This window comes from Pseudomonas sp. TE3786 (assembly GCF_054057335.1).
This window is the reverse complement of record NZ_JBSRZF010000001.1, coordinates 275,016-295,843: the sequence shown is the minus strand read 5'-3', so window position 1 is coordinate 295,843 and position 20,828 is coordinate 275,016. Positions and strand designations below refer to the sequence as shown.

24 protein-coding genes are annotated in these 20,828 nt (G+C 62.0%); 12 read left to right on the top strand and 12 right to left on the bottom strand.

Annotation, left to right across the window (positions count from 1 at the left end; all coding sequences use genetic code 11):
* The first annotated feature begins 132 nt into the window (after positions 1 to 132).
* Positions 133 to 1,653 carry a fumarate hydratase gene (locus ACVW0Y_RS01340; RefSeq protein ID WP_457435540.1) on the top strand — a complete coding sequence of 507 codons (1,521 nt, stop codon included), beginning with the start codon at positions 133 to 135 and terminating at the stop codon, positions 1,651 to 1,653.
* 282 nt (positions 1,654 to 1,935) lie between these two features.
* Positions 1,936 to 2,247 (top strand): hypothetical protein, encoded by a 312-nt coding sequence (locus ACVW0Y_RS01335; RefSeq protein WP_457435539.1) that lies wholly within the window; start codon positions 1,936 to 1,938, stop codon positions 2,245 to 2,247.
* A gap of 175 nt (positions 2,248 to 2,422) precedes the next feature.
* Here ACVW0Y_RS01335 and ACVW0Y_RS01330 read toward each other — a convergent pair whose 3' ends face one another.
* The 8 genes from ACVW0Y_RS01330 to ACVW0Y_RS01295 all read right to left on the bottom strand — a co-directional run bounded on the left by ACVW0Y_RS01330 (position 2,423) and on the right by ACVW0Y_RS01295 (position 8,549).
* Positions 2,423 to 2,725, bottom strand: a complete 303-nt coding sequence (locus ACVW0Y_RS01330; RefSeq protein WP_108095696.1) for a ribbon-helix-helix domain-containing protein — start codon at positions 2,723 to 2,725, stop codon at positions 2,423 to 2,425.
* Between the two features lie 34 nt (positions 2,726 to 2,759).
* Positions 2,760 to 3,341 (bottom strand): DJ-1/PfpI family protein, encoded by a 582-nt coding sequence (locus ACVW0Y_RS01325; protein ID WP_457435538.1) that lies wholly within the window; start codon positions 3,339 to 3,341, stop codon positions 2,760 to 2,762.
* Positions 3,342 to 3,438: 97 nt separating this feature from the next.
* A complete protein-coding gene (locus ACVW0Y_RS01320) occupies positions 3,439 to 4,026 on the bottom strand; it encodes a DUF2846 domain-containing protein (RefSeq protein ID WP_457435536.1) in 588 nt (195 codons plus the stop codon).
* A gap of 160 nt (positions 4,027 to 4,186) precedes the next feature.
* On the bottom strand, positions 4,187 to 5,344 hold the full coding sequence (locus ACVW0Y_RS01315) for a phospholipase D-like domain-containing protein (RefSeq protein ID WP_457435535.1): 1,158 nt from the start codon (positions 5,342 to 5,344) through the stop codon (positions 4,187 to 4,189).
* Between the two features lie 53 nt (positions 5,345 to 5,397).
* Positions 5,398 to 5,973: a YceI family protein gene (locus tag ACVW0Y_RS01310; protein ID WP_457435533.1), complete on the bottom strand. Its 576-nt coding sequence runs from the start codon at positions 5,971 to 5,973 to the stop codon at positions 5,398 to 5,400.
* A gap of 71 nt (positions 5,974 to 6,044) precedes the next feature.
* Positions 6,045 to 6,392: an amidase gene (locus ACVW0Y_RS01305; protein WP_457435532.1), complete on the bottom strand. Its 348-nt coding sequence runs from the start codon at positions 6,390 to 6,392 to the stop codon at positions 6,045 to 6,047.
* Positions 6,392 to 7,522 (bottom strand): serine hydrolase domain-containing protein, encoded by a 1,131-nt coding sequence (locus ACVW0Y_RS01300; RefSeq protein ID WP_457435530.1) that lies wholly within the window; start codon positions 7,520 to 7,522, stop codon positions 6,392 to 6,394. Before ACVW0Y_RS01300 ends, ACVW0Y_RS01305 begins: the two co-directional genes overlap by 1 nt.
* A 142-nt stretch (positions 7,523 to 7,664) precedes the next feature.
* The gene (locus ACVW0Y_RS01295; protein WP_457435528.1) at positions 7,665 to 8,549 is read right to left on the bottom strand and encodes an acyl-CoA dehydrogenase; all 885 of its coding nucleotides are present in this window, start codon (positions 8,547 to 8,549) and stop codon (positions 7,665 to 7,667) included.
* Positions 8,550 to 8,686: 137 nt separating this feature from the next.
* Between ACVW0Y_RS01295 and olsB the strand changes: the two genes are divergently transcribed.
* Positions 8,687 to 9,436, top strand: coding sequence for an L-ornithine N(alpha)-acyltransferase (gene olsB / locus ACVW0Y_RS01290; RefSeq protein WP_457435527.1), 750 nt, complete (start codon positions 8,687 to 8,689; stop codon positions 9,434 to 9,436).
* Positions 9,436 to 10,230: a lysophospholipid acyltransferase family protein gene (locus ACVW0Y_RS01285; protein WP_457435525.1), complete on the top strand. Its 795-nt coding sequence runs from the start codon at positions 9,436 to 9,438 to the stop codon at positions 10,228 to 10,230. Before olsB ends, ACVW0Y_RS01285 begins: the two co-directional genes overlap by 1 nt.
* A 125-nt stretch (positions 10,231 to 10,355) precedes the next feature.
* Here the strand turns inward: ACVW0Y_RS01285 and ACVW0Y_RS01280 are convergent, their stop codons facing one another.
* A complete protein-coding gene (locus ACVW0Y_RS01280) occupies positions 10,356 to 10,931 on the bottom strand; it encodes an acyl carrier protein phosphodiesterase (protein WP_457435524.1) in 576 nt (191 codons plus the stop codon).
* Positions 10,932 to 11,094: 163 nt separating this feature from the next.
* Here ACVW0Y_RS01280 and ACVW0Y_RS01275 point away from each other — a divergent pair, with 163 nt between their 5' ends.
* From ACVW0Y_RS01275 to ACVW0Y_RS01250, 6 genes are all read left to right on the top strand, one after another.
* On the top strand, positions 11,095 to 11,397 hold the full coding sequence (locus ACVW0Y_RS01275) for an ArsR/SmtB family transcription factor (RefSeq protein WP_457435523.1): 303 nt from the start codon (positions 11,095 to 11,097) through the stop codon (positions 11,395 to 11,397).
* A gap of 32 nt (positions 11,398 to 11,429) precedes the next feature.
* Positions 11,430 to 12,590 carry an MFS transporter gene (locus ACVW0Y_RS01270; protein WP_457435522.1) on the top strand — a complete coding sequence of 387 codons (1,161 nt, stop codon included), beginning with the start codon at positions 11,430 to 11,432 and terminating at the stop codon, positions 12,588 to 12,590.
* An 83-nt stretch (positions 12,591 to 12,673) separates the two neighbouring features.
* Entirely contained in the window at positions 12,674 to 13,723 is a 1,050-nt protein-coding gene (locus ACVW0Y_RS01265; RefSeq protein ID WP_457435520.1) for an alkene reductase, read from the top strand.
* Positions 13,724 to 13,969: 246 nt separating this feature from the next.
* Entirely contained in the window at positions 13,970 to 15,121 is a 1,152-nt protein-coding gene (dapE, locus tag ACVW0Y_RS01260) for a succinyl-diaminopimelate desuccinylase (protein ID WP_457435519.1), read from the top strand.
* Complete coding sequence (locus tag ACVW0Y_RS01255; protein WP_457435517.1) at positions 15,121 to 15,933, top strand: putative RNA methyltransferase; 813 nt, start codon at positions 15,121 to 15,123, stop codon at positions 15,931 to 15,933. The genes dapE and ACVW0Y_RS01255 overlap by 1 nt, the downstream gene beginning before the upstream one ends.
* A 30-nt stretch (positions 15,934 to 15,963) precedes the next feature.
* On the top strand, positions 15,964 to 16,347 hold the full coding sequence (locus ACVW0Y_RS01250) for a hypothetical protein (RefSeq protein WP_457435516.1): 384 nt from the start codon (positions 15,964 to 15,966) through the stop codon (positions 16,345 to 16,347).
* A 70-nt stretch (positions 16,348 to 16,417) separates the two neighbouring features.
* On the opposite strand, the gene ACVW0Y_RS01245 is transcribed toward ACVW0Y_RS01250, so the two are convergent.
* The gene (locus ACVW0Y_RS01245; RefSeq protein ID WP_457435514.1) at positions 16,418 to 16,627 is read right to left on the bottom strand and encodes a cold shock domain-containing protein; all 210 of its coding nucleotides are present in this window, start codon (positions 16,625 to 16,627) and stop codon (positions 16,418 to 16,420) included.
* 478 nt (positions 16,628 to 17,105) lie between these two features.
* On the opposite strand from ACVW0Y_RS01245, the gene plsB reads away from it, so the two are divergent.
* Both plsB and ACVW0Y_RS01235 read left to right on the top strand, forming a co-directional pair.
* Entirely contained in the window at positions 17,106 to 19,589 is a 2,484-nt protein-coding gene (gene plsB, locus ACVW0Y_RS01240) for a glycerol-3-phosphate 1-O-acyltransferase PlsB (RefSeq protein ID WP_457435512.1), read from the top strand.
* A gap of 3 nt (positions 19,590 to 19,592) precedes the next feature.
* A complete protein-coding gene (locus ACVW0Y_RS01235; protein WP_457435511.1) occupies positions 19,593 to 19,787 on the top strand; it encodes a hypothetical protein in 195 nt (64 codons plus the stop codon).
* Positions 19,788 to 19,880: 93 nt separating this feature from the next.
* On the opposite strand, the gene ACVW0Y_RS01230 is transcribed toward ACVW0Y_RS01235, so the two are convergent.
* Positions 19,881 to 20,276, bottom strand: a complete 396-nt coding sequence (locus tag ACVW0Y_RS01230) for a hypothetical protein (RefSeq protein WP_457435510.1) — start codon at positions 20,274 to 20,276, stop codon at positions 19,881 to 19,883.
* 201 nt (positions 20,277 to 20,477) lie between these two features.
* The gene (locus tag ACVW0Y_RS01225; RefSeq protein ID WP_457435509.1) at positions 20,478 to 20,735 is read right to left on the bottom strand and encodes a DUF3077 domain-containing protein; all 258 of its coding nucleotides are present in this window, start codon (positions 20,733 to 20,735) and stop codon (positions 20,478 to 20,480) included.
* Between the last annotated feature and the right edge of the window lie 93 nt (positions 20,736 to 20,828).

The window sequence follows — 20,828 nt, the reverse complement described above, 5'->3', positions numbered from 1 at the left end:
AGGTCTATCGTCAGCGGATGCGCCAACCGCGCGCTGCGCGTTATACTGCCGCGCCTTTTTTGCCATACCAAGCCTGCTGGGCCCAAGCCCCGCGCGCTGAGATGTTCCCGTGTTTATAGAGGAGCGCGCTGCATGACCGTGATCAAGCAAGACGACCTGATTCAGAGCGTCGCCGACGCTTTACAGTTCATTTCCTATTACCACCCCGTGGACTTCATCCAAGCCATGCACGAGGCCTACCTGCGCGAAGAATCGCCAGCCGCCCGTGACTCCATGGCGCAGATCCTGATCAACTCGCGCATGTGCGCCACCGGCCATCGGCCGATCTGCCAGGACACCGGTATCGTTACCGTGTTCGTGCGCGTAGGCATGGACGTGCGTTGGGATGGTGCCACCATGGGCCTGGACGACATGATCAACGAGGGCGTGCGTCGCGCCTACAACCTGCCGGAAAACGTCCTGCGCGCATCGATCCTCGCCGACCCGGCAGGTGCCCGCAAGAACACCAAGGACAACACCCCGGCGGTGATCCACTACTCCATCGTTCCCGGCAACACCGTGGAAGTGGACGTGGCAGCCAAAGGCGGCGGCTCCGAAAACAAATCGAAGATGGCCATGCTCAACCCGTCCGACTCCATCGTCGACTGGGTGCTGAAAACCGTTCCGACCATGGGTGCCGGCTGGTGCCCACCGGGCATGCTCGGCATCGGCATCGGCGGCACCGCGGAAAAAGCCGCGGTAATGGCCAAGGAAGTGTTGATGGAATCCATCGACATCCACGAGCTCAAGGCCCGCGGCCCGCAGAACAAGCTGGAAGAAATGCGCCTGGAGCTGTTCGAGAAGGTCAACCAGCTGGGCATCGGTGCCCAGGGCCTGGGTGGCCTGACCACCGTGCTCGACGTGAAGATCATGGACTACCCGACCCACGCCGCCTCGCTGCCGGTGTGCATGATCCCCAACTGCGCCGCCACCCGTCACGCCCACTTTGTGCTCGACGGCTCCGGCCCGGCCTCGCTGGAAGCGCCACCCCTGGACGCCTACCCGGAAATCGTCTGGGAAGCCGGCCCGTCGGCGCGCCGCGTCGATCTCGACACCCTGACCCCGGAAGACGTGCAGAGCTGGCACCCGGGCGAAACCGTGCTGCTCAACGGCAAAATGCTTACCGGCCGCGACGCTGCGCACAAGCGCATGGTGGAAATGCTCAATAAAGGCGAAAGCCTGCCCGTGGACCTCAAGGGCCGCTTTATCTACTACGTCGGCCCGGTCGACCCGGTGGGTGACGAAGTGGTTGGCCCGGCCGGCCCGACTACGGCCACGCGGATGGACAAGTTCACCCGGCAGATCCTCGAGCAAACCGGCCTGCTGGGCATGATCGGCAAGTCCGAACGTGGCCCGATTGCCATCGACGCCATCCGCGACAACAAAGCGGTGTACCTGATGGCCGTGGGTGGCGCTGCCTACCTGGTGGCGCAGGCGATCAAGAAGTCCAAGGTGCTGGCCTTCGCCGAACTGGGGATGGAAGCCATCTACGAGTTCGAAGTGAAGGACATGCCGGTGACCGTAGCGGTCGACACCAAGGGCGAGTCGGTGCATATCACCGGCCCGGCTATCTGGCAGAAGAAGATCAGCGACAGCCTGGCGGTTGAAATCTAAACGCCACTAAAGCGCGATAAAAATACCCGGCCAAGCGCCGGGTATTTTTTTGACGTCAGAAAAGCACGAGAAAAACGACAAGGACAATGTCATACGCGACAGCATGGCGAATGGCTTACAAACGGTAGTGGCAGGCTGATATCCCCCTGCGTAAGATCGCCCCCACGGAAATGACGGAATATGCGCACAAACCCCCGGGGCAGGAACCCGGATCGCTACGGATGGTTGTAAACGCTTTGCTGCCTGAGTGCAGTCAACCCGAACCATCAAAGAGCGATTGGTATGAACAGCAGCAGCCGTCTTGCATCTCTTCTTGCAGCCGTAGCATTCACCCTTATGGGTGCTCAAGCCCAGGCAGGGCAAGCCTCCGGCAACCTGGCCATCGGTCTCACCATTACCTCCAGCTGCGCTCTCAGCAGCGGCACCAGCGGCCAATCTCTGCACGTTGAAAACCACAATTGCGATGGCATCAACAGCTTCCGTGTTGACCGTGAAAGCAATGGCGTGCGTAGCGAATCCCCGCTGAAGAGCAACTCGGTCAGCGACGTTAAAGGCTCCGAAGCCGGTCCAACCGTAGTCACTCTGTACTGGTGATTGTCCTACAAAAGTAAGTATTGATCCTGGCTTTGTAAGTCTTGTCCTACAAGACATAGGCGATACGCTTACAGACTAACCAGGTAGTACGTTTTTTATTTCAAGCACTCATTGCGACCTTCGCAATCTGTAGGCGCGGCTTCAGCCGCGATCCCTGCAAACCTCGCCCCCACCCTTACGACCGATTCGCCACCAGGGTCAGCGGCGCACGCTTGTCCTGCGGCTGGGCCAGATACCGGCAGCAGCTCACGCGCAGAAACGACGCGAAGTTCACCACCTCGCCGCGGTAGTCCATTACTTCCTCATACAGCTTGCTGATCAGCTGGTTGGTGGTCATGCCATCCACCGCAGCGATTTCGGAAAGAATGTCCCAGAACTGGTTTTCCAGGCGCAGGGTGGTGACTACCCCGCAAATGCGCAGGGACCGCGAGCGCGACTCGTACAAAATCGGATCGGCTTTTACATACAGCTCGCACATGGGCCCTGCTCCTTATCGCGTGGGTTTGGAAAGCTTACAGGGTGATCTGGGTGCCCAACAGCAAGAGCAAACCCGCCAGCCAGTTCGGATGGGCCGGCCAGGCCGGCGCGGTGACCAGATTGCCTTCGATATGGGCATGGTCCACGGCGATTTCCACGTAGGTGCCGCCGGCCAGTTTCACTTCCGGGGCGCAGGCCGGGTAAGCGCTGCACTCACGACCTTTGAGAATGCCGGCAGCGGCCAGCAGCTGCGCACCGTGGCAGACGGCAGCAATCGGCTTGCCGGCTTTGTCGAAGGCTTTCACCAGATCCAGCACCTTCTTGTTCAGGCGCAGGTACTCGGGCGAGCGGCCACCGGGCACCACCAGAGCGTCGTAATCCTTGGCCTTGACCTTGGCGAAGTCGAAATTCAGGCCGAAGTTATGCCCGGGCTTTTCGCTGTAGGTCTGGTCGCCTTCAAAATCGTGGATGGCGGTGCGCACACTCTGTCCGGCGGTTTTGTCCGGACACACCGCGTGCACGGTGTGGCCAACCATCTGCAGGGCCTGAAACGGCACCATCACTTCGTAGTCTTCAACGTAATCGCCAACCAGCATCAGAATCTTTTTAGCGGCCATCTGAGGTATCTCCGGGCAGATCAATGGGTGTGTGGCCAGTATTGCCGGGCCACTCACAGGGCAGGTAATAGGCTAGTACTACCTGCCCGAATCGCCGTCAAAGTCCCAGAGCGCCCCAAAACCCCGGCTCTGGTTTGCGCTCACCCTCGGCGGTAAAGCGCTGCGGTGCCTGGAATTGGTGGGTGGCGCGGATCTCCTGTTCCGCCAGGCTGGCGGGCACCAGCTGCAACGGACCGTCGCCCAGGGTTGGCGTGCCTTCCGCCAGAGGCGGCGGATTGAGTTCGTCATAGCGCAGGTAGTAGGTACCGCCGGCCGCTACATCCAGGTTGAAACCGGCGATGCGGTTGAAGTCGAACATGCCATCGGCCAGCGCCGTCCAGAACGAGCCGAACAGCGGCCGACGCATTTCCAGCGGGTAGCTGGCCATGTCCAGCTCCAGCACCAGGTAGCTGTTACTGGGCAGGCTGCCAATCAGGTTCTTATGCAGAAACACGCCGGGGGCTTCAATTTCCTGATCGGCCCACGCGCTTTGCGGGCGATAGAGATACACCAGGGCATGCTCTTCATCGCTCAAGGCGTGGGGGGTGAATAGCGGGCCGTCGTTGGTATCGAGGAAGGCCCCGGGAGAGGAACAGCCGGCCAGGCACAGCAAGAGAAACAGAACGAGTGGGTGATGTCGGCTCAAGCGCGCATTCCTCTTATGGTTATGCGGTTGAGAATAGCCAGGGCGGCGCTGAACAACACCCGACAAAAGGCTGGGATCACCGTTTGCAGGAATCGCGGCTGAAGCCGCTCCTACGCACCGCACCTACCGTAGAAGCGGCTTCAGCGGCGATTGGCCTTTGCTACTTACGCCGATCCAACAGCGTCACCACCACCCTATCCAACCACCCCCACACCCTTTGCTGCACACGCTTCCACAGCGGCCGCGACTGCCAGAGTTCCAGAGTGATTTCGCGGCTCTGGCTGAAGTCATGCTTGAAGCTGTTCACCACCGCTTCAGTCAACGGCGGCTCCACCGCTTCCAGATTGGCTTCCAGATTGAAGCGCAGATTCCAGTGATCGAAGTTGCATGAGCCAATGCTGGTCCAGTCATCCACCAGCACCATTTTCAGGTGCAGAAAACACGGCTGGTACTCGAAAATCTTCACCCCGGCGCGCAGCAAACGCGGGTAGTAGCGCTGGCCGGCAAAGCGCACTGGTGGGTTGTCGGTCTGCCGGCCGGTCAGCAGCAATTGCACCTGTACACCCCGCTGCGCCGCTTTGCGCAGGGAGCGGCGAACCTTCCAGCTCGGCAGAAAATAAGGCGTGGCCAGCCAGATACGCCGCTGTGCGCTGTTCAGGGCACGCACCAGCGACTGCACGATATCGCGGTGCTGCATGGCATTGGCATACGCCACCCGGCCCATTCCCGAGCCATGGGCCGGAAATGCCGGCAGCCGTTGCCGCGGGCCCGGCACAAAGGGCAACCAGGCGCGATTCTGCGGGTTGGCCAGCCATTGCTGCTCGAACAGGTGCTGCCAGTCATCCACCAGCGGCCCGGCTATTTCCACCATCACCTCATGCCAGGCGCTGTGGTCTTCACCCGGCGTCCAGAATGCATCGGTGACACCGGTGCCGCCGACGTAAGCCTGCTCGCCATCCACCAGCAGCAGTTTGCGATGGTCGCGATACAGGTTGCGCTGCCAGCGCCAGATCTTGATCGGGTTGTAGAAGCGCAGCTCGATGCCGGCCTGCACCAGACGCTCACGGTCGAGGGCGGAAAACGCCGCGCTGCCAAAGGCATCGAACAGGCACCGCACCCGCACCCCGCGCCCGGCAGCCGCACAGAGCACCTGCACCAGCAGATCGACACAGGCACCCGATTCCACCAGATACAACTCCAACTCCACCTGGCGCTTGGCACCGGCGATGCAGTCGAACATGCGGGGAAAAAACTGCGGGCCATCCACCAGCAATTCAAAGCGGTTGTCGGCACGCCAGGGGTAAATGCGCCCCGGCATCAGCACTGCATCCTGTGCACTTGGCCCACGATCAACTCCCTAGTGAGGCATTTCTAACGTGAGGAAAAAATCAGCACGGCACCCACCGGCACCGACCAGCTGATGGTGGAAACACCCGCCAACTTGCGCAGCGCCTCGATGCCCTCGCTCAGGTCGAAATCCTCGACCTGCAGCACCAGCGGTGCCAAGGTCACCACCTGAAAACGTTGCTCGTCCAGACGGGTCGCCAGCAGTTCGGCGCTGTAGCTCTGCTGGCGGCCATGCAGCTCGACCGTCAGCGGCAAGCGCAATTCCAGCTGCGCACCGGGGGCCAGATTGCTGATCGGCGCGAGGTCGATCTGAGCATTGACCAGGGCTTCGGGAAAGCGTTCGGTATTGAACAGCAGCGTGCGCAAACGTTCGTCGCGCAGCGCAATGCCGGTGCTCGCCGACTCCAGCTCGACCCGTAGCTTGGCCACGCCCTGATCATCGATCTGGCCATGCAGGGTAAGAAAGCGGTGCACCTCGGACAGCTTGCCGCCCTTGGTGGAAATAAACGACAGGCGCGAGGACTCGTTGTCCAGGTACCAACTGGCCTGTGCGGCAGGCACTGCCAACACAGCAAGAAGAAAGGTAAACAGCTTAAACATCAGCACTCCCGGGGATTGGCTCAGGCGGCACCTTAACCGCCTGAGTCTGGCATGCAAACCCCGGATCAGCCTCAGGACTTAGGCAATTCCAGCGCCTGCGGCAACAACTGACAGCCTTCGCGCTGGCTCTTCCAGGCCGCAGACTGGGTGCTGCCCAGACCACGAGCGGTCACCCGTTTGTTGGCCACGTCGTCGAAAAAACCACTGATGGGGATGATCTGTTTAACGTAGCTCTGGCAGTACGCCGCCTCGTTATCCATCACATAACGGCACGAGCAATACTCCTTCGCCGACAGCGCGCCGATGATGCCGGGGAAGGCCGCCAGGTGCACACGATTGACCCAGGCCAGCGCGGCCAGGGCGAGCAGAATCACCAGCAGGACACTGCTGAACGGGCGACGTTTGATAAAGGCGCTCATCATTTGCCCTCCTGTTGTTGCACAGCAGGCGCAAAGGCGGCCCGGGCCAGTTTCAACAGTTCATTGTGCGAATAGCTGTGGTCGCGGTCATCGGCGTAACGCACGATCACCAGATCATCCTTGGGCAATACATACAGGGCCTGGCCCCAGTGGCCGAGGGCGGCGAAGGTATCGTCCGGGGCATCCGCCCAAGGCTTGGCGGTGCCGGCCAGCGGCGTGTTCAGCCACCATTGGCCACCGGGCACCGCTTCACCTTCGGTTTCTTTGGAGGGCTGGTAATTGGCGAACGGCGTGCGGTTGAACGCGACCCAGGCCTTGGGCAGCAGTTGTTGCTCGCCCCAGCGACCGTCGCGCTCCATCAACAGGCCGACACGGGCCAGATCACGCGCAGTCAGGTAGGCATACGAGGAGCCGACAAAGGTGCCGGCGGCATCGCTTTCCCACACCGCGCTGGTGATGCCCAGCGGTTCGAACAAAGCGGTCCAGGGATAATTCTTGTACGCCTCGGTGCCGACCATACCGCGCAACGCGGCAGAGAGCAGATTGGCGTCGCCGCTGGAATAGAGAAAGCGCGTACCGGGAGTGACCGCTTGCGCGAAGCCGGCCGCGAAGGCCGCCATATCGCCGCGACCACGGGTATACAGCATGGCCACCACGCTGGACTTCACCGGCGCATATTCATAGCCCTCCTGCCAATCCAGCCCCGAGGCCCAGTTGAGCAAATGACCGATCTTCACCTCCGGATGCGCGGCCATCGGCGGATAGAACTTGGCGGCCGGGTCGTCGAGTTTGAACAGGCCTTGGCCGTAGGCCACGCCCAGGGTCGTGGCCATCAGGCTTTTACTGATCGACCAGGCCAGGTGCGGCGTGGTGACCTTGGTGGGGCCGGCATAGCGTTCGTAAATGATCTGGCCATCGCGGATCACCAGCAGGGCATCGGTGCGCACACCTTTGCGGCTGTCATCGTCGCGCGGAGCAAAGGCATAGGCCTCGAGGGCGGCAACTGCCGGGCTGGCGGGTGCCGGGCTTATGGCCCAGTCCGCGGCGGGCCAGGTTTCGGCGAAGGCATGGGGCAGCGAACAGAGCAAACCGAGCGCAAGGCTCAGACGACGCAAGACGGGAACGGGCATTGGGCAGCCTCTTGTTGGCAAAGGCGCAACCCTAGCATGGGGCCGATAAACGGCAATAGCGCCGAACGCGCCGTGCAAGGCGACGGTTCGGCGCGAAAAGTCAGCAGCGTCGCAGGTTGGGTTGAGCCCCGCGAAGCCCAACCTACGAACTCAAGCTGGCCAGCGCATTCTGCAAACGTTTCTCGCGCGCGACGCGGGCGATTTCCAGCAGGCTGCTGTCGCGTTTCCACAGGTCCTGCCAATGGGGTTTGCCGTTGTCCATGGCGCAGTCGATTTCCCCACGCAGGTGGGTGAACTGGTCGAACACCCCGGCCAGCAACAGGTGGGTGGCCGGCTCGTTCATGCCCATGCGGGCGATTTCCGCACAGCTGCCCAGCAGCGCCAGCAAGCGCAACCGCAGGCCCTGATGCCAGGCGTTGTCGCAACCCACGCCGTACAACCAGGCGACCAGTGCCACCAGCACATGCAGATCTTCCAGGGAGCGGAACGGCTTGGCGTAGGCGTCCCAACCATCCCCCGGCAAACGTTCGCAGGGTGCCGCCTGCAGATGCAAACGGCCATGGCTGACATCCGGCATCAGCGACAACGGCGGCAGCACCTCCACCCGCACCCCCGGCGTACCGTTGTAAGTCACACACATGGCGATCTGCGGCGCGGTGCCCGGCAGCTCGCTGCGTGCTGCCACCAGCAGCCAATCGGCGGCATCGGCGGCGGTGACGAAATCCTTGCGGCCGGACAGGCTCAGGCCGTCGAGCCGCACCTGCAGATCGGTTGGGCGCACGCTGCGGTTTTCGGTAACGCAGAAGGCGCCCAGGGTCCAGGGCGCCGACGGCCACAAGGCGCGCAAGGCAGCCTGGTAACCAGCAAGAAAAGCCAGGCCCGGGGTGGCGGCCAGACGGCCACCCAATAACGCCTGTTCAAACGGCGTAACGCCCTCACCCAGGCGCGCCAACAGGGCGGCATACCACTCTTCCAAAGCCAGGGCCGGCAGGCGCTCGGTGCACGCCAGCAGTCGTTGCCAGTACATATGTGCGTCCTCGTTCACTGATTCATACAAGCATCACAGAATATTCATATTGATGACACCGGGTGTTTCTAGCCTGAGCTTGCCCAACAAGGTCGACCGGCTGCAACCCGATCAAGCCGGCTTATGGAGGCTACTCGATGTCTACAATCGCCCGCGACACCACTGCCGAACGCCGCCTGCAAGCCGAGCGTCTGGTTGGCCCGCGCGCCCTGCGCGAAGCCCAGGCCTTGCGTTTCAGCGTATTCAGCAAAGAGTTCGACGCCAAACTGAAAGGCGCAGAGTTGGGCCTGGACATGGACGATTACGACGGCCACTGCGCCCATATCGGCGTGCGTGACCTCAACACCGGCAAGCTGGTCGCCACCACGCGCCTGCTCGACCACAACGCCGCCCGCAGCCTCGGGCGTTTCTACAGTGAAGAAGAATTCAGCCTGCATGGCCTGGCCCATTTGCAGGGCCCGGTACTGGAAATCGGCCGCACCTGCGTCGACCCGGCCTATCGCAATGGCGGCACCATTGCCGTGCTCTGGAGCGAACTGGCCGAAGTGCTCAACGAAGGCGGTTACAGCTACCTGATGGGCTGCGCCAGCATCCCCATGCAGGATGGCGGCATCCAGGCCCAGGCGATCATGCAGCGCCTGCGCGAACGCTACCTGTGTACCGAACACCTGCGCGCCGAACCGAAAACCCCACTGCCAAGCCTGGACCTACCAGGCAACGTCATCGCCGAAATGCCCCCGCTGCTCAAGGCCTATATGCGCCTGGGCGCCAAGATCTGCGGCGAGCCGTGCTGGGACCAGGATTTCCAGGTGGCCGACGTGTTTATTCTGCTCAAGCGCGACGAGCTTTGCCCACGTTACGCCCGCCACTTCAAGGCGGCCGTGTGATGAGCAAGCTGCGCCTGTACGGGCGCATCGCCAGGCTGCTGGCCACCGTCGGCCTCGGTCTGCTGGTGGCCGGCGGCATGAGCCTGGTGGAGCGCCTGCAACTGCGCAACGAAAGTGCCATTCGCCAACACCTCACCCGCTGGTACCTGGCCCGCCTGAGTGCGGCGCTGCCATTCAACATCGAAGTGCTGGGCAGCCTGCCCAGGCAACCGATGCTGTGGCTGAGCAACCATGTGTCGTGGACCGATATCCCGCTGCTGGGCATGTTGGCACCGCTGTCGTTTCTGTCCAAAGCCGAAGTGCGCACCTGGCCGGTGGCCGGATGGCTGGCGAAAAAGGCCGGCACCCTGTTTATTCGCCGCGGCTCAGGCGACAGCGCCCTGCTTGGCCAGCAACTGCTGGAACATCTGCGGGCTGACCGTGCCCTGCTGATTTTCCCCGAAGGCACCACCACCGACGGCCGCCAACTGCGCAGCTTCCATGGCCGCCTGCTGAGCAGCGCCATCGAAGCCGGTACGCCGTTGCAGCCGGTAGCGATTCGGTATGTGCGGGACAACCAGATCGATGTCGAGATTGCGCCGTTTATTGGTGACGACGACCTGGTCTCGCACCTGGTGCGTTTGCTGTCCAGTGATGTGGCGAGCGTGCGGATTCATCTGCTCGAACCGATTGAAAGCGTCGGCGCTTCGCGCAATGTGCTGGCCAAGCAGGCGCATCGGGCCATCAGCCTGGCGTTGTTTGGGGAAAGCGAGGTGGTGGACGTGGAAGAGCAGGACACCGAGTTGGCGGCATAGCTCTATGTAGGACGGTAAATTCTGGATCCCAGCCTGCGCTGGGATGACGGAGTACGCTCCACCACCACCGTCGTCCCAGCGCAGGCTGGGACCCAGAATGTCGAGCCGTACAAACCATCCGAAACCTAGCCAATCTGCGACCGAGCAAACCCCTGCAACTCTGGATAAAACGCCTGAAAGTCTTCGCTCAACGGCTCATACAACTCACGCAATTCGTCCATCGCCCCTTCCAGCATCTGCGGCCGTGACAAGCGCCGGCTCATGCCCAGCAGCACCTGCTGCAACACGGCAAATTCCTGGTAACTGCCCAACCAATCCTGGGCCGCCATGCGCGGGGCGATATAGGCCAGGCGCTCCGGCAGCGCCGGTTCCTCATCCAGTACCCGGTACACCCGCGCGGTGAATTGCGCCAAGGGCTCATCGGCATAATGCTGCCAATGCCGGGCCAGACAGTGGTCGAAAAACAGATCGATCAGGATGCCCGCCGTGCGCCGCCGTGCCTGGGGAAAACGCGCTTTGGCCTGCAGCACCAGCGGATGGCTGTCGGTATAGGCATCGATACGCCGGTGCACGGCGATGGCGTGCTCAAGCGGTGCCGGAAAGCGCCCGGCCAGCGGCCCTTTGACGAAATCGCCATACAGACTGCCCAGCAGTTGCGCCGGCTGATCGCCGCCCAAGTGAAGGTGTGCGAGGTAGTTCATAGGGCGAGTGTAGGGCCTGTCCGGGGATAAATCCCAGCCCGCGGATCACTCGTGCTGATGAGTACTATCGCCAGGATCAATCTGTATATCGGAAGTTACCGATATAAAGTTCGCCGCAAGCCGATAGCTACCCGGCACCACTAGCGAACCAACGGTCACCATCATGCCAATCGACCTCGACGAAATCTTCAAAGCCCTCGCCCACCCGGTGCGCCGCGAGATGCTCGTGTGGATGAAAGACCCGCATCAGCATTTCGTTGAGCAGGACCACCCCTTCGAGATCGGCGTATGTGCCGGCAAGTTCGACCAGAAAACCGGGCTGTCGCAGTCCACCGTTTCCGGCCATCTGGCCAGCCTGCAACGCGCAGGTCTGGTGACCAGCCGCAAGGTGGGGCAGTGGAACTTCTTCAAGCGTAACGAAGACTTGATCCAGGCCTTTATCACCCATTTGTACGACGCGCTCTAAGCGCCGCCGCCCTCTTCTTCCGGAGCCCCTCCATGCCTCTAGCCCTGATTGTCCTGGCGTTGTCCGCCTTCGCCATCGGCACCACCGAATTTGTCATCATGGGCCTGCTGCCCGATGTCGCCGCCGACCTTGGCGTGTCCATTCCCGGTGCCGGTTGGCTGGTTACCGGCTATGCCCTGGGTGTGGCCATCGGTGCGCCGTTTATGGCCATGGTCACCGCCAGCTGGCCGCGCAAGGCCGCGCTGCTGGCACTGATGAGCATCTTTATTGCCGGCAACCTGTTCTGTGCCCTGGCCACCGACTACAACATGCTGATGCTGGCGCGGGTGATTACCGCCCTGTGCCACGGCGCGTTCTTTGGTATCGGTTCAGTGGTCGCCGCCAGCCTGGTGCCGGCCAACCGCCGCGCCTCGGCCGTGGCCCTGATGTTCACCGGTCTGACCCTGGCCAACGTGCTCGGCGTGCCCCTGGGTACCGCCCTCGGTCAAGCCGCCGGCTGGCGCTCGCCGTTCTGGGCCGTGACCCTGATTGGCGTGCTGGCCCTGATCGGTCTGTGGCTGGCTCTACCGAATAAAAAGGAACAGGAAAAAACCGACCTGCGCAGCGAACTGCGCGCCCTGCGTGGCGTAGGTGTATGGCTGGCGCTGAGCACCACGGTGTTCTTCTCCGCCTCGATGTTTGCCCTGTTCACCTATATCGCGCCGCTGCTCGGTGAAGTGACCGGCGTGTCGCCCACTGGCGTGACCTGGACTCTGCTGTTGATCGGCCTCGGCCTGACCGTCGGCAATATCCTCGGCGGCAAGCTCGCCGACTGGCGCCTGGGCACCACCATGACCGGCGTATTTATCAGCCTGGCGGTGCTGTCGACCCTGTTCAGCTTTACCAGCGGCGCGCTGATTCCGGCAGAAATCACCCTGCTCCTCTGGGCCGTGGCCGCCTTCGCTGCCGTGCCGGCCCTGCAGATCAACGTGATGGCCTTTGGCAAAGACGCACCCAACCTGATTTCCACCCTGAATATCGGTGCCTTCAACCTCGGCAACGCCCTCGGTGCCTGGGTCGGTGGCGTGGTGATCAGCCGTGGCCTGGCCCTCACCGATGTGCCGCTGGCCGCCGCCGCGCTGGCCGTGGTCGCCCTGATCGCCACCCAACTGACCCGCAATGCCCGTAACCAATTGCAGCCGGTGCTCGACTGAGCCCGGTTGTTCGAACCAAGCCGTACCCCGCACTTACTTAATAAACAGCCACTGACTCACTAACGATCCTCGGAGATTTACCCATGGCGACTCTTTTCGACCCTATTACCATCGGCGACCTGCACCTGCAAAACCGCATCGTCATGGCCCCCCTCACCCGCTGCCGCGCCGATGAAGGCCGCGTGCCCAACGCGTTGATGGCCGAGTACTACGCCCAGCGTTCGTCCGCTGGCCTGATCCTCAGCGAAGCCACCTCGGTCACCCCGATGGGCGTCGGCTACCCCAACACCCCGGGCATCTGGTCCGACGCCCAGGTGCGTGGCTGGAGCAATATCACCAAAGCCGTACACGCCAATGGCGGCAAGATTTTCCTCCAACTCTGGCACGTCGGCCGCGTCTCCGACCCCAGCTACCTGGACGGTGAACTGCCGGTAGCGCCCAGCGCCATCGCGCCCAAAGGCCATGTCAGCCTGGTGCGTCCGCTGAAAGATTTCGTCACCCCGCGTGCCCTGGAAACCGAAGAGATCGCCGACATCGTCGAGGCCTACCGCCATGGCGCGGAAAACGCCAAAGCCGCCGGCTTCGATGGCGTGGAAGTGCACGGTGCCAACGGCTACCTGCTCGACCAGTTCCTGCAAGACAGCACCAACAAGCGCACCGACCAATACGGCGGCTCTATCGAAAACCGCGCCCGCCTGATGCTGGAAGTGACCGATGCAGTGCTCTCGGTCTGGGAACCGGGCCGCGTTGGCGTACACCTGGCACCGCGCGCCGACAGCCACGACATGGGCGACTCCGACCGCCTGGCGACCTTCGGCTATGTGGCGCGTGAACTGGGCAAACGCGGTATCGCGTTTATCTTCACCCGCGAAAAACTGGGCGACGACAGCATCAGCGCTGAACTGAAAGCAGCCTTTGGCGGTGCCTTTATCGCCAACGAACGCTTCACCAAAGACAGCGCCAATGCCCTGCTGGCCAGCGGTGGTGCCGATGCGATTGCCTTCGGTATTCCCTTTATCGCCAACCCGGACCTGCCGGCGCGCCTGCAGCAAGACGCACCGCTGAACGAACCGCACCCGGAAACCTTCTACGGCAGCGGCCCGGTCGGCTATATCGACTACCCACGCCTGTAACCCTCACGACTGGATAAAAAACGCCCGACGCACCCATGTGCGCCGGGCGTTTTTGCTTTTGCCCTGCGTAGGAGCGGCTTTAGCCGCGATTCCCTGCAAACGGCAATCGCGGCTAAAGCCGCTCCTACGGAACTCAATCTGCACCGCCAAATTCCGTCACTCCTGCGTCAGCTTTCATCCGGCACCCCGCCTGGATATTGCTAGAATGCCCACCCTCAATCTGTATGCCGCCGCTGGAGCCGTTTCATGACCGCCGTTTCGTCCACGCTTTCGCCCACCTTGCAACTGGCTTGCGACCTGATCCGCCGTCCTTCGGTGACGCCCGTGGACGCCGATTGCCAGGCAGTGATGATCGAACGCCTGCGCGCCCTGGGCTTTGCCATCGAGCCGATGCGCATCGAGGATGTGGATAACTTCTGGGCCACCCATGGCGGCGAAGGTCCGGTGCTGTGCTTTGCCGGGCACACCGATGTGGTGCCCACCGGCCCGTTGCAGGCCTGGCAGCACGCCCCGTTCGACGCCAAGGTCGATGAAGATGGCATGCTCTGCGGCCGTGGCGCGGCGGATATGAAGGGCAGCCTGGCGTCGATGATCATCGCCGTCGAGCGCTTCGTTGCCGACCACCCGAACCACAAAGGCCGTATTGCCTTTCTGATCACCAGCGACGAAGAAGGCCCGGCGCACCACGGCACCAAAGCGGTGGTCGAGCGTCTGGCGGCGCGCAAGGAACGCCTGGACTGGTGCATCGTCGGCGAACCGTCGAGCACCACCCTGGTCGGCGATGTGGTTAAAAATGGCCGTCGTGGTTCCCTCGGTGCCAAGCTCACCGTACGCGGTGTGCAGGGCCATGTGGCTTACCCGCATCTGGCCAAGAACCCGATTCACCTGGCCGCGCCAGCCCTTAGCGAACTGGCCGCCGAGCACTGGGATGACGGCAACGCCTTCTTTCCGCCCACCAGCTTCCAGATCTCCAACCTCAACTCCGGCACCGGTGCCACCAACGTGATTCCGGGCGACCTGGAGGCGGTGTTCAACTTCCGTTTCTCCACCGAATCCACCGTGGAAGGTCTGCAACAACGGGTTGCCACCATCCTCGATAAGCATGGCCTGGACTGGCATGTGGAATGGGCCTTGTCCGGCCTGCCGTTCCTCACCGAACCGGGTGCCTTGCTCGATGCGGTGGCCGCCGGAATCAAGACGGTCACTGGCCGCGACACCCAACCGTCCACCAGCGGCGGCACCTCGGATGGACGCTTTATCGCTACCCTGGGCACCCAGGTGGTCGAGCTGGGCCCGGTGAATGCCACTATCCACCAGATCAACGAACGGGTACTGGCCAGCGATCTCGATACCCTCACCGAGATCTACTACCAAACCCTCGTGAACCTGCTCGCCTGATGCTCGCCTGCCCGATCTGCAGCGCCCCGCTGCACGCGGTGGATAACGGTGTGGCCTGCCCGGCCAACCACCGTTTCGACCGCGCGCGCCAGGGCTACCTGAACCTGTTGCCGGTGCAACACAAAAACAGCCGCGACCCGGGCGACAACCAGGCCATGGTCGAAGCCCGCCGGCGTTTTCTTGAAGGCAGCCACTATGCCCCGGTGGCCAAACGCCTGGCCGAGCTGCTCGCCGAACGCGCCCCGGCGCGCTGGCTGGATATCGGCTGTGGCGAAGGCTATTACACCGCCCAGGTGGCCGACGCCCTGCCCGATGCCGATGGCTATGCCCTGGATATCTCCCGCGAAGCGGTGAAGCGCGCCTGCAAACGCAAGCCGCAACTCACCTGGCTGGTGGCGAGCATGGCGCGTATTCCCTTGGCTGACGCCAGTTGCCAGGCGCTGCTCAGCGTATTCAGCCCGCTGGATTGGCAAGAGGCCAAGCGCGTGCTGAGCCCGGGTGGCGGCCTGATGCGCATCGGCCCGACCAGCGAACACCTGATGGAACTGCGCGAAAAACTCTACGACCAGGTGCGCGACTACAGCGACGACAAACACCTGGCCCTGGTGCCCGACGGCATGCGCCATGCCCACAGCGAAGAACTGCGTTTTACCCTGAGCGTGGACAGCGAACAGGCTCGCGCCGACCTGCTGGCAATGACACCCCACGGCTGGCGTGCCAGTGCCGAACGGCGCGAAGCGGTGATTGCCGCACCGTTAAATGTCACCGTTTCCATGCGCTACGATTGGTTTGAATTAGATAGCCAGGCCTAAGCGGCTCTAGACGAATTACGAGAGAACCCCATGCGCCAACCCGATATCGAAATCTACGTAAAAGACGCCGACCACAACGCCATTACCGAGTGGCTGAGTGCCGCCCTGGGCCCTGTATCGGCCTGGCGCCAGCAAGGGCAAACGTATAAATGCAGCATCGCCAGCAGCCAAGGGCCGATCCCCGTCACCTGGCTGCCCAAGGCCGTGGGCAAATGGAACAGCCTGTTTCTGGAAAGCGACATCACCCCCTGGGACGACGACCTCGCCTGCGCCCGCGCCGCCTTCGCCGCACTGAACGTAGAAGTGCGCTGCGCACCGGGTGGCTGGAGTGAAGAAGAAGCCGAAGAGCAGGCCGATCGCTGGATTCGCATCAGCGCCGATGGCGAAGAAGAGATCACCTGGCATACCAGCTGATCGTCCCAGGCGATATTCGCCCTACAACAAAAAGCCCCGCATTTGCGGGGCTTTTTGTTAAACCGAAGAATCAGCCTCTGACTACGTCTTCGGCCTGGGGACCTTTCTGTCCGTCGATAACGGCGAACTCGACACGGTCACCTTCATTCAGGGACCGATGGCCTTCGCCGCGAATGGCCCGATAGTGAACGAACACATCGGCACCACTTTCACGCTGAATGAAGCCATAGCCTTTGGAATCATTGAACCACTTAACGGTTCCAGTCTCGCGATCAGCCATTACTACTTTCTCCAACTCGCATTTTTTTATGTCCTCTCAAGGAGGTATCGACGGATCAGCGGCAGCCAGCCCGAAACAGGCCAGCGCCGGCGTGATGCGCAAGCACAAAGCCTGCCAACGATTTCTTACATCTTCGCTACAAGGCCCGCAACAGAGCGGGCGGCGTGGCTTTAGAGTTAAGTACGAACGTACGAAATGGCGATAAAAACCCGGCAGCGCTGTGGGTATCGGTAACATTTCGGTGCAGGCCTCTTGTGAAGGCCCCGTGAGGCAGCAACACGCTTCCCACCTCATTCACCGTCATCCCAGCACACGCTGGAACCCAGAATTTCAAGACGAACTCTGTCTCCTTCAATACTCTGGATTCCAGCCTGCGCGGGAATGACAGTGGTTTGCCAGCCATATGTCTTTTGCCGGCACGCAGTTGATACGGCAAACTAGCGTCCCCGAGCCGCGGCTCGATTTCGACAGACTCTGTATGACCCGCTCCCCGTTTCGCCGCCTTGTTTTCGGTACCCTGCGCCGCTTGCTGTATTTGTGGGTGCGCTCGGAAACCATCAATCAATCCGCCTTCACCCTCAAGCTCGACCGCAGCAAGCCGGTGCTCTATGTACTGCAGCAGCCGTCGCTGAGCGATCTGGCGGTGGTCGACACGGAATGCACCAAGGCCGGCCTGCCACGCCCCGTGGTGCCGGTGGCGATCGGTGATCTGATCGAGCCCTCGGCCTTCTTCTACCTGAGCCCGGAGCCGGGCTGGTTGGGCGCGCCGAGCAAACCCGGCACCTCGCCGACCCTGGTGCGCCTGGTTGGCGCGCTAAATCAGCATGCGGTGGACGACGCGCAAATCGTCCCGGTCAGCGTGTTCTGGGGGCAGTCGCCAGACCGCGAAACCAGCCCGTGGAAACTGCTGTTCGCCGACAGCTGGGCCGTTACCGGACGCCTGCGTCGCTTGGTCAGCATTCTGATTCTGGGGCGCAAAACCCGCGTGCAGTTCTCTGCGCCCATTCACTTGCGCGAGCTGGTGGAACAAGACAAAGGCCACGAGCGCACCCTGCGCATGGTGCAGCGCATTTTGCGGGTGCACTTTCGTAACCAGAAATCCGCCGTGATCGGCCCGGATGTGTCGCACCGGCGCAATCTGGTGAAAGGCCTGGTGCATGGCCCACTGGTACGACAGGCGATTGCCGAGGAAGTCGAGCGGGAGAAAATCTCCCCGCAGAAAGCCGAAGCCCTGGCCCTGCGCTACGGCAACGAAATCGCCTCGGACTACACCTATACCGCCATCCGCTTCCTCGAACTGGTGCTCAGCTGGTTCTGGAACAAGATCTACGACGGCATCAAGGTCAACCATATCGAAGGCGTGCAGGACGTCGCCCAAGGTCACGAAGTGATCTATGTGCCCTGCCACCGCAGCCATATCGATTACCTGCTGCTGTCCTACCTGCTATTTCGCAACGGCCTGACCCCGCCGCATATCGCTGCTGGCATCAACCTGAATATGCCGGTGATCGGCAGCCTGCTACGCCGCGGCGGCGCGTTTTTTATGCGCCGTACCTTCAAGGGCAACCCGCTGTACACCGCAGTGTTCAACGAATACCTGCACACCCTGTTCAGCAAGGGTTTCCCGGTGGAGTACTTCGTCGAAGGCGGCCGCTCGCGCACCGGGCGCATGCTGCAACCGAAAACCGGCATGCTGGCGATTACCCTGCGCAGCTTTTTGCGCTCCAACCGCCTGCCGGTGGTGTTTGTGCCGGTGTATATCGGCTACGAGCGCGTGCTGGAAGGTCGCACTTACCTTGGCGAGCTGCGCGGGGCGAGCAAAAAGAAAGAATCGATTTTCGATATCTTCAAAGTCATCGGTGCCCTCAAGCAGCGGTTTGGCAGCGTGTGGGTGAACTTCGGTGAACCGATCAAGCTGGCCGAGTTCCTCGACACCGACCAACCCGGCTGGCGCGAACAAGACCTCGGCCCGCAGTTCCGCCCGAGCTGGTTGAGCGACACCACCCATCGCCTGTCCGAGCGCGTGGCCCGGCACCTCAACGAGGCGGCGGCGGTGAACCCGGTGAACCTGGTGGCGCTGGCCTTGCTCTCCACCAGCAAACTGGCCCTCGACGAACGCGCCCTGACCCGCGTGCTCGACCTGTACCTGACCCTGCTGCGCAGCGTGCCCTACTCGCCGCACACCACCCTGCCCGAAGGCGATGGCCAGGCGCTGATCCAATACGTGCAAGGCATGAAGCTATTGGCCGAGCAGAAAGACGCCCTGGGCAAAATCCTTTATCTGGATGAGCAGAACGCCATCCTGATGACCTACTACCGCAACAACGTGCTGCATATCTTTGCCCTGCCGGCCTTGCTCGCAAGCTTCTTCCAGAGCAGCGCACGGATGAGCCGCGAGCAGATTCTGCGCTACACCCGCGCGCTGTATCCGTACCTGCAGTCGGAGCTGTTTATCCGCTGGAGCCTGGAAGAGTTGGACGCGGTGGTAGACCAGTGGCTGACGGCGTTTGTCGAGCAAGGCCTGCTGAAATTCGAAACCGACGTGTATGTGCGCCCGGCACCCAGCTCGCGCAACTTTGTGCTGCTCACCCTGCTGTCGCGGGCGATTGCGCAAACCCTGCAGCGCTTCTATATGGCCACCGCCCTGCTGCTGCACGCCGGCCAGAGCGCCATCAGCGCCGAAGAGCTGGAAGACCTGTGTACGGTCATGGCCCAGCGCCTGTCGATTCTGCATGGCCTGAACGCCCCGGAGTTCTTCGACAAGAGCCTGTTCCGCCACTTTATCCAGACCCTGCTGGACCAAGGCGTACTGCGCCAGGATGCGGCCGGCAAACTCAGCCATCACCCGCTGCTGAACGAACTGGCCGAAGGTGCCGCCAAACGCGTATTGCCGGCCGAAATTCGTCTGTCCATCCGCCAGGTGGCGATGGATCGCAGTGAAGATGTGGCAGACGGCCTCTGAACCATGGCTGGCCGTGCCGAATTCCACCAGCAGAACCTCGAGCGCGCCCGCGCCGAGGCGCAGCGGTTGCTCGCCGAGCGGCCGCGGTTGGCCGGGTTATGGCTGAACTGGGTGGCCGCTGAGTTGTATCAACTGGGGCCGCCTGCGTACGCCAACATGGTCCGGCGCGAGCTGGAACAGGCGGCCAGCGCAGAATAAAAAATATCGTTTGCACGGATCGCGGCTGAAGCCGCTCCTACAGGTAGCACGCCCCGTAGGAGCGGCTTCAGCCGCGATCCCTGCGCACAGGGCTTAACGCGCCAACCGCTGCTTGCTGCGCAAATCAATCATGTCCTGTTCGGTGCAGGTCAATGGCGTGGCGCCGGTCAGGTCGTAGCAGCGCTGGCCGTAGCCCATGGGCCAGTAAATGATCGCGAACGGCGGCCAGAAAATCGACGCCACGCGAAAGCGCGAACGCAGCTTGCCTTCCTGCAGCACGGTGCCGCTGTCGTCGGTCAACTTATAGGGAATACCGCCAGCCGCACTCCAGGCAAACGGACGGGTTTTCACCAGGCCTTCGCTGTAGGTGGTCTCGCGTTTATAGATTTCGACTTTGCTGTGTTCAGGCAGCTTGAAATAGGTGGAGGTAGAGCAACCACTCACCAGAGCGGCCAACGCCAGAGCGCCGGCAATACGGGAAAACTTCATTGCGGGGGAATGTCCTTATACGCACGTTCTGCCGCCACCCAAAGCGGTAGCGGGCGCGCATAGTGCCTAGCCAAAGGCACTATTTCCAGCCCTTCGGTCTGCTTGCACGCGCGTACCGGGGTTGGCGCGGAGCGTAGGTTGGGTCGCTCCGTATTGGGCTGCGCCGTTGGCTCACCGAACGCGGACCGACCCAACCTAGGGTTACGCCGCTTTCGCTTTCATCTTCGCCCGCACCGCCACCAGGCAAGCCGCCACCAGGGCATTGGCCATTTCCAGCAGGTATTGGGCGGTATTGCGGCCAGCGTCGTTATCCAGGCTGTCGGTCATCAGCAGCCGGGTAACGCCATCCAGCAGGATCACAGTCTGTTCCAGCGCGTCGGTCAGCGGCACATCGGCATTTACCGCAAACACCGGAACGTCATCGGGTACACAGAAGGTTTGAGGTTGGGTGGTTTTCATCACAGCACCTCCCGGTTCAGAACAGGAGGATGGGGGGTGAGGGTATCGGGATAAGTCATTTTTAAGTTTCCTGGTAGTGATGCTGCTCCAGGT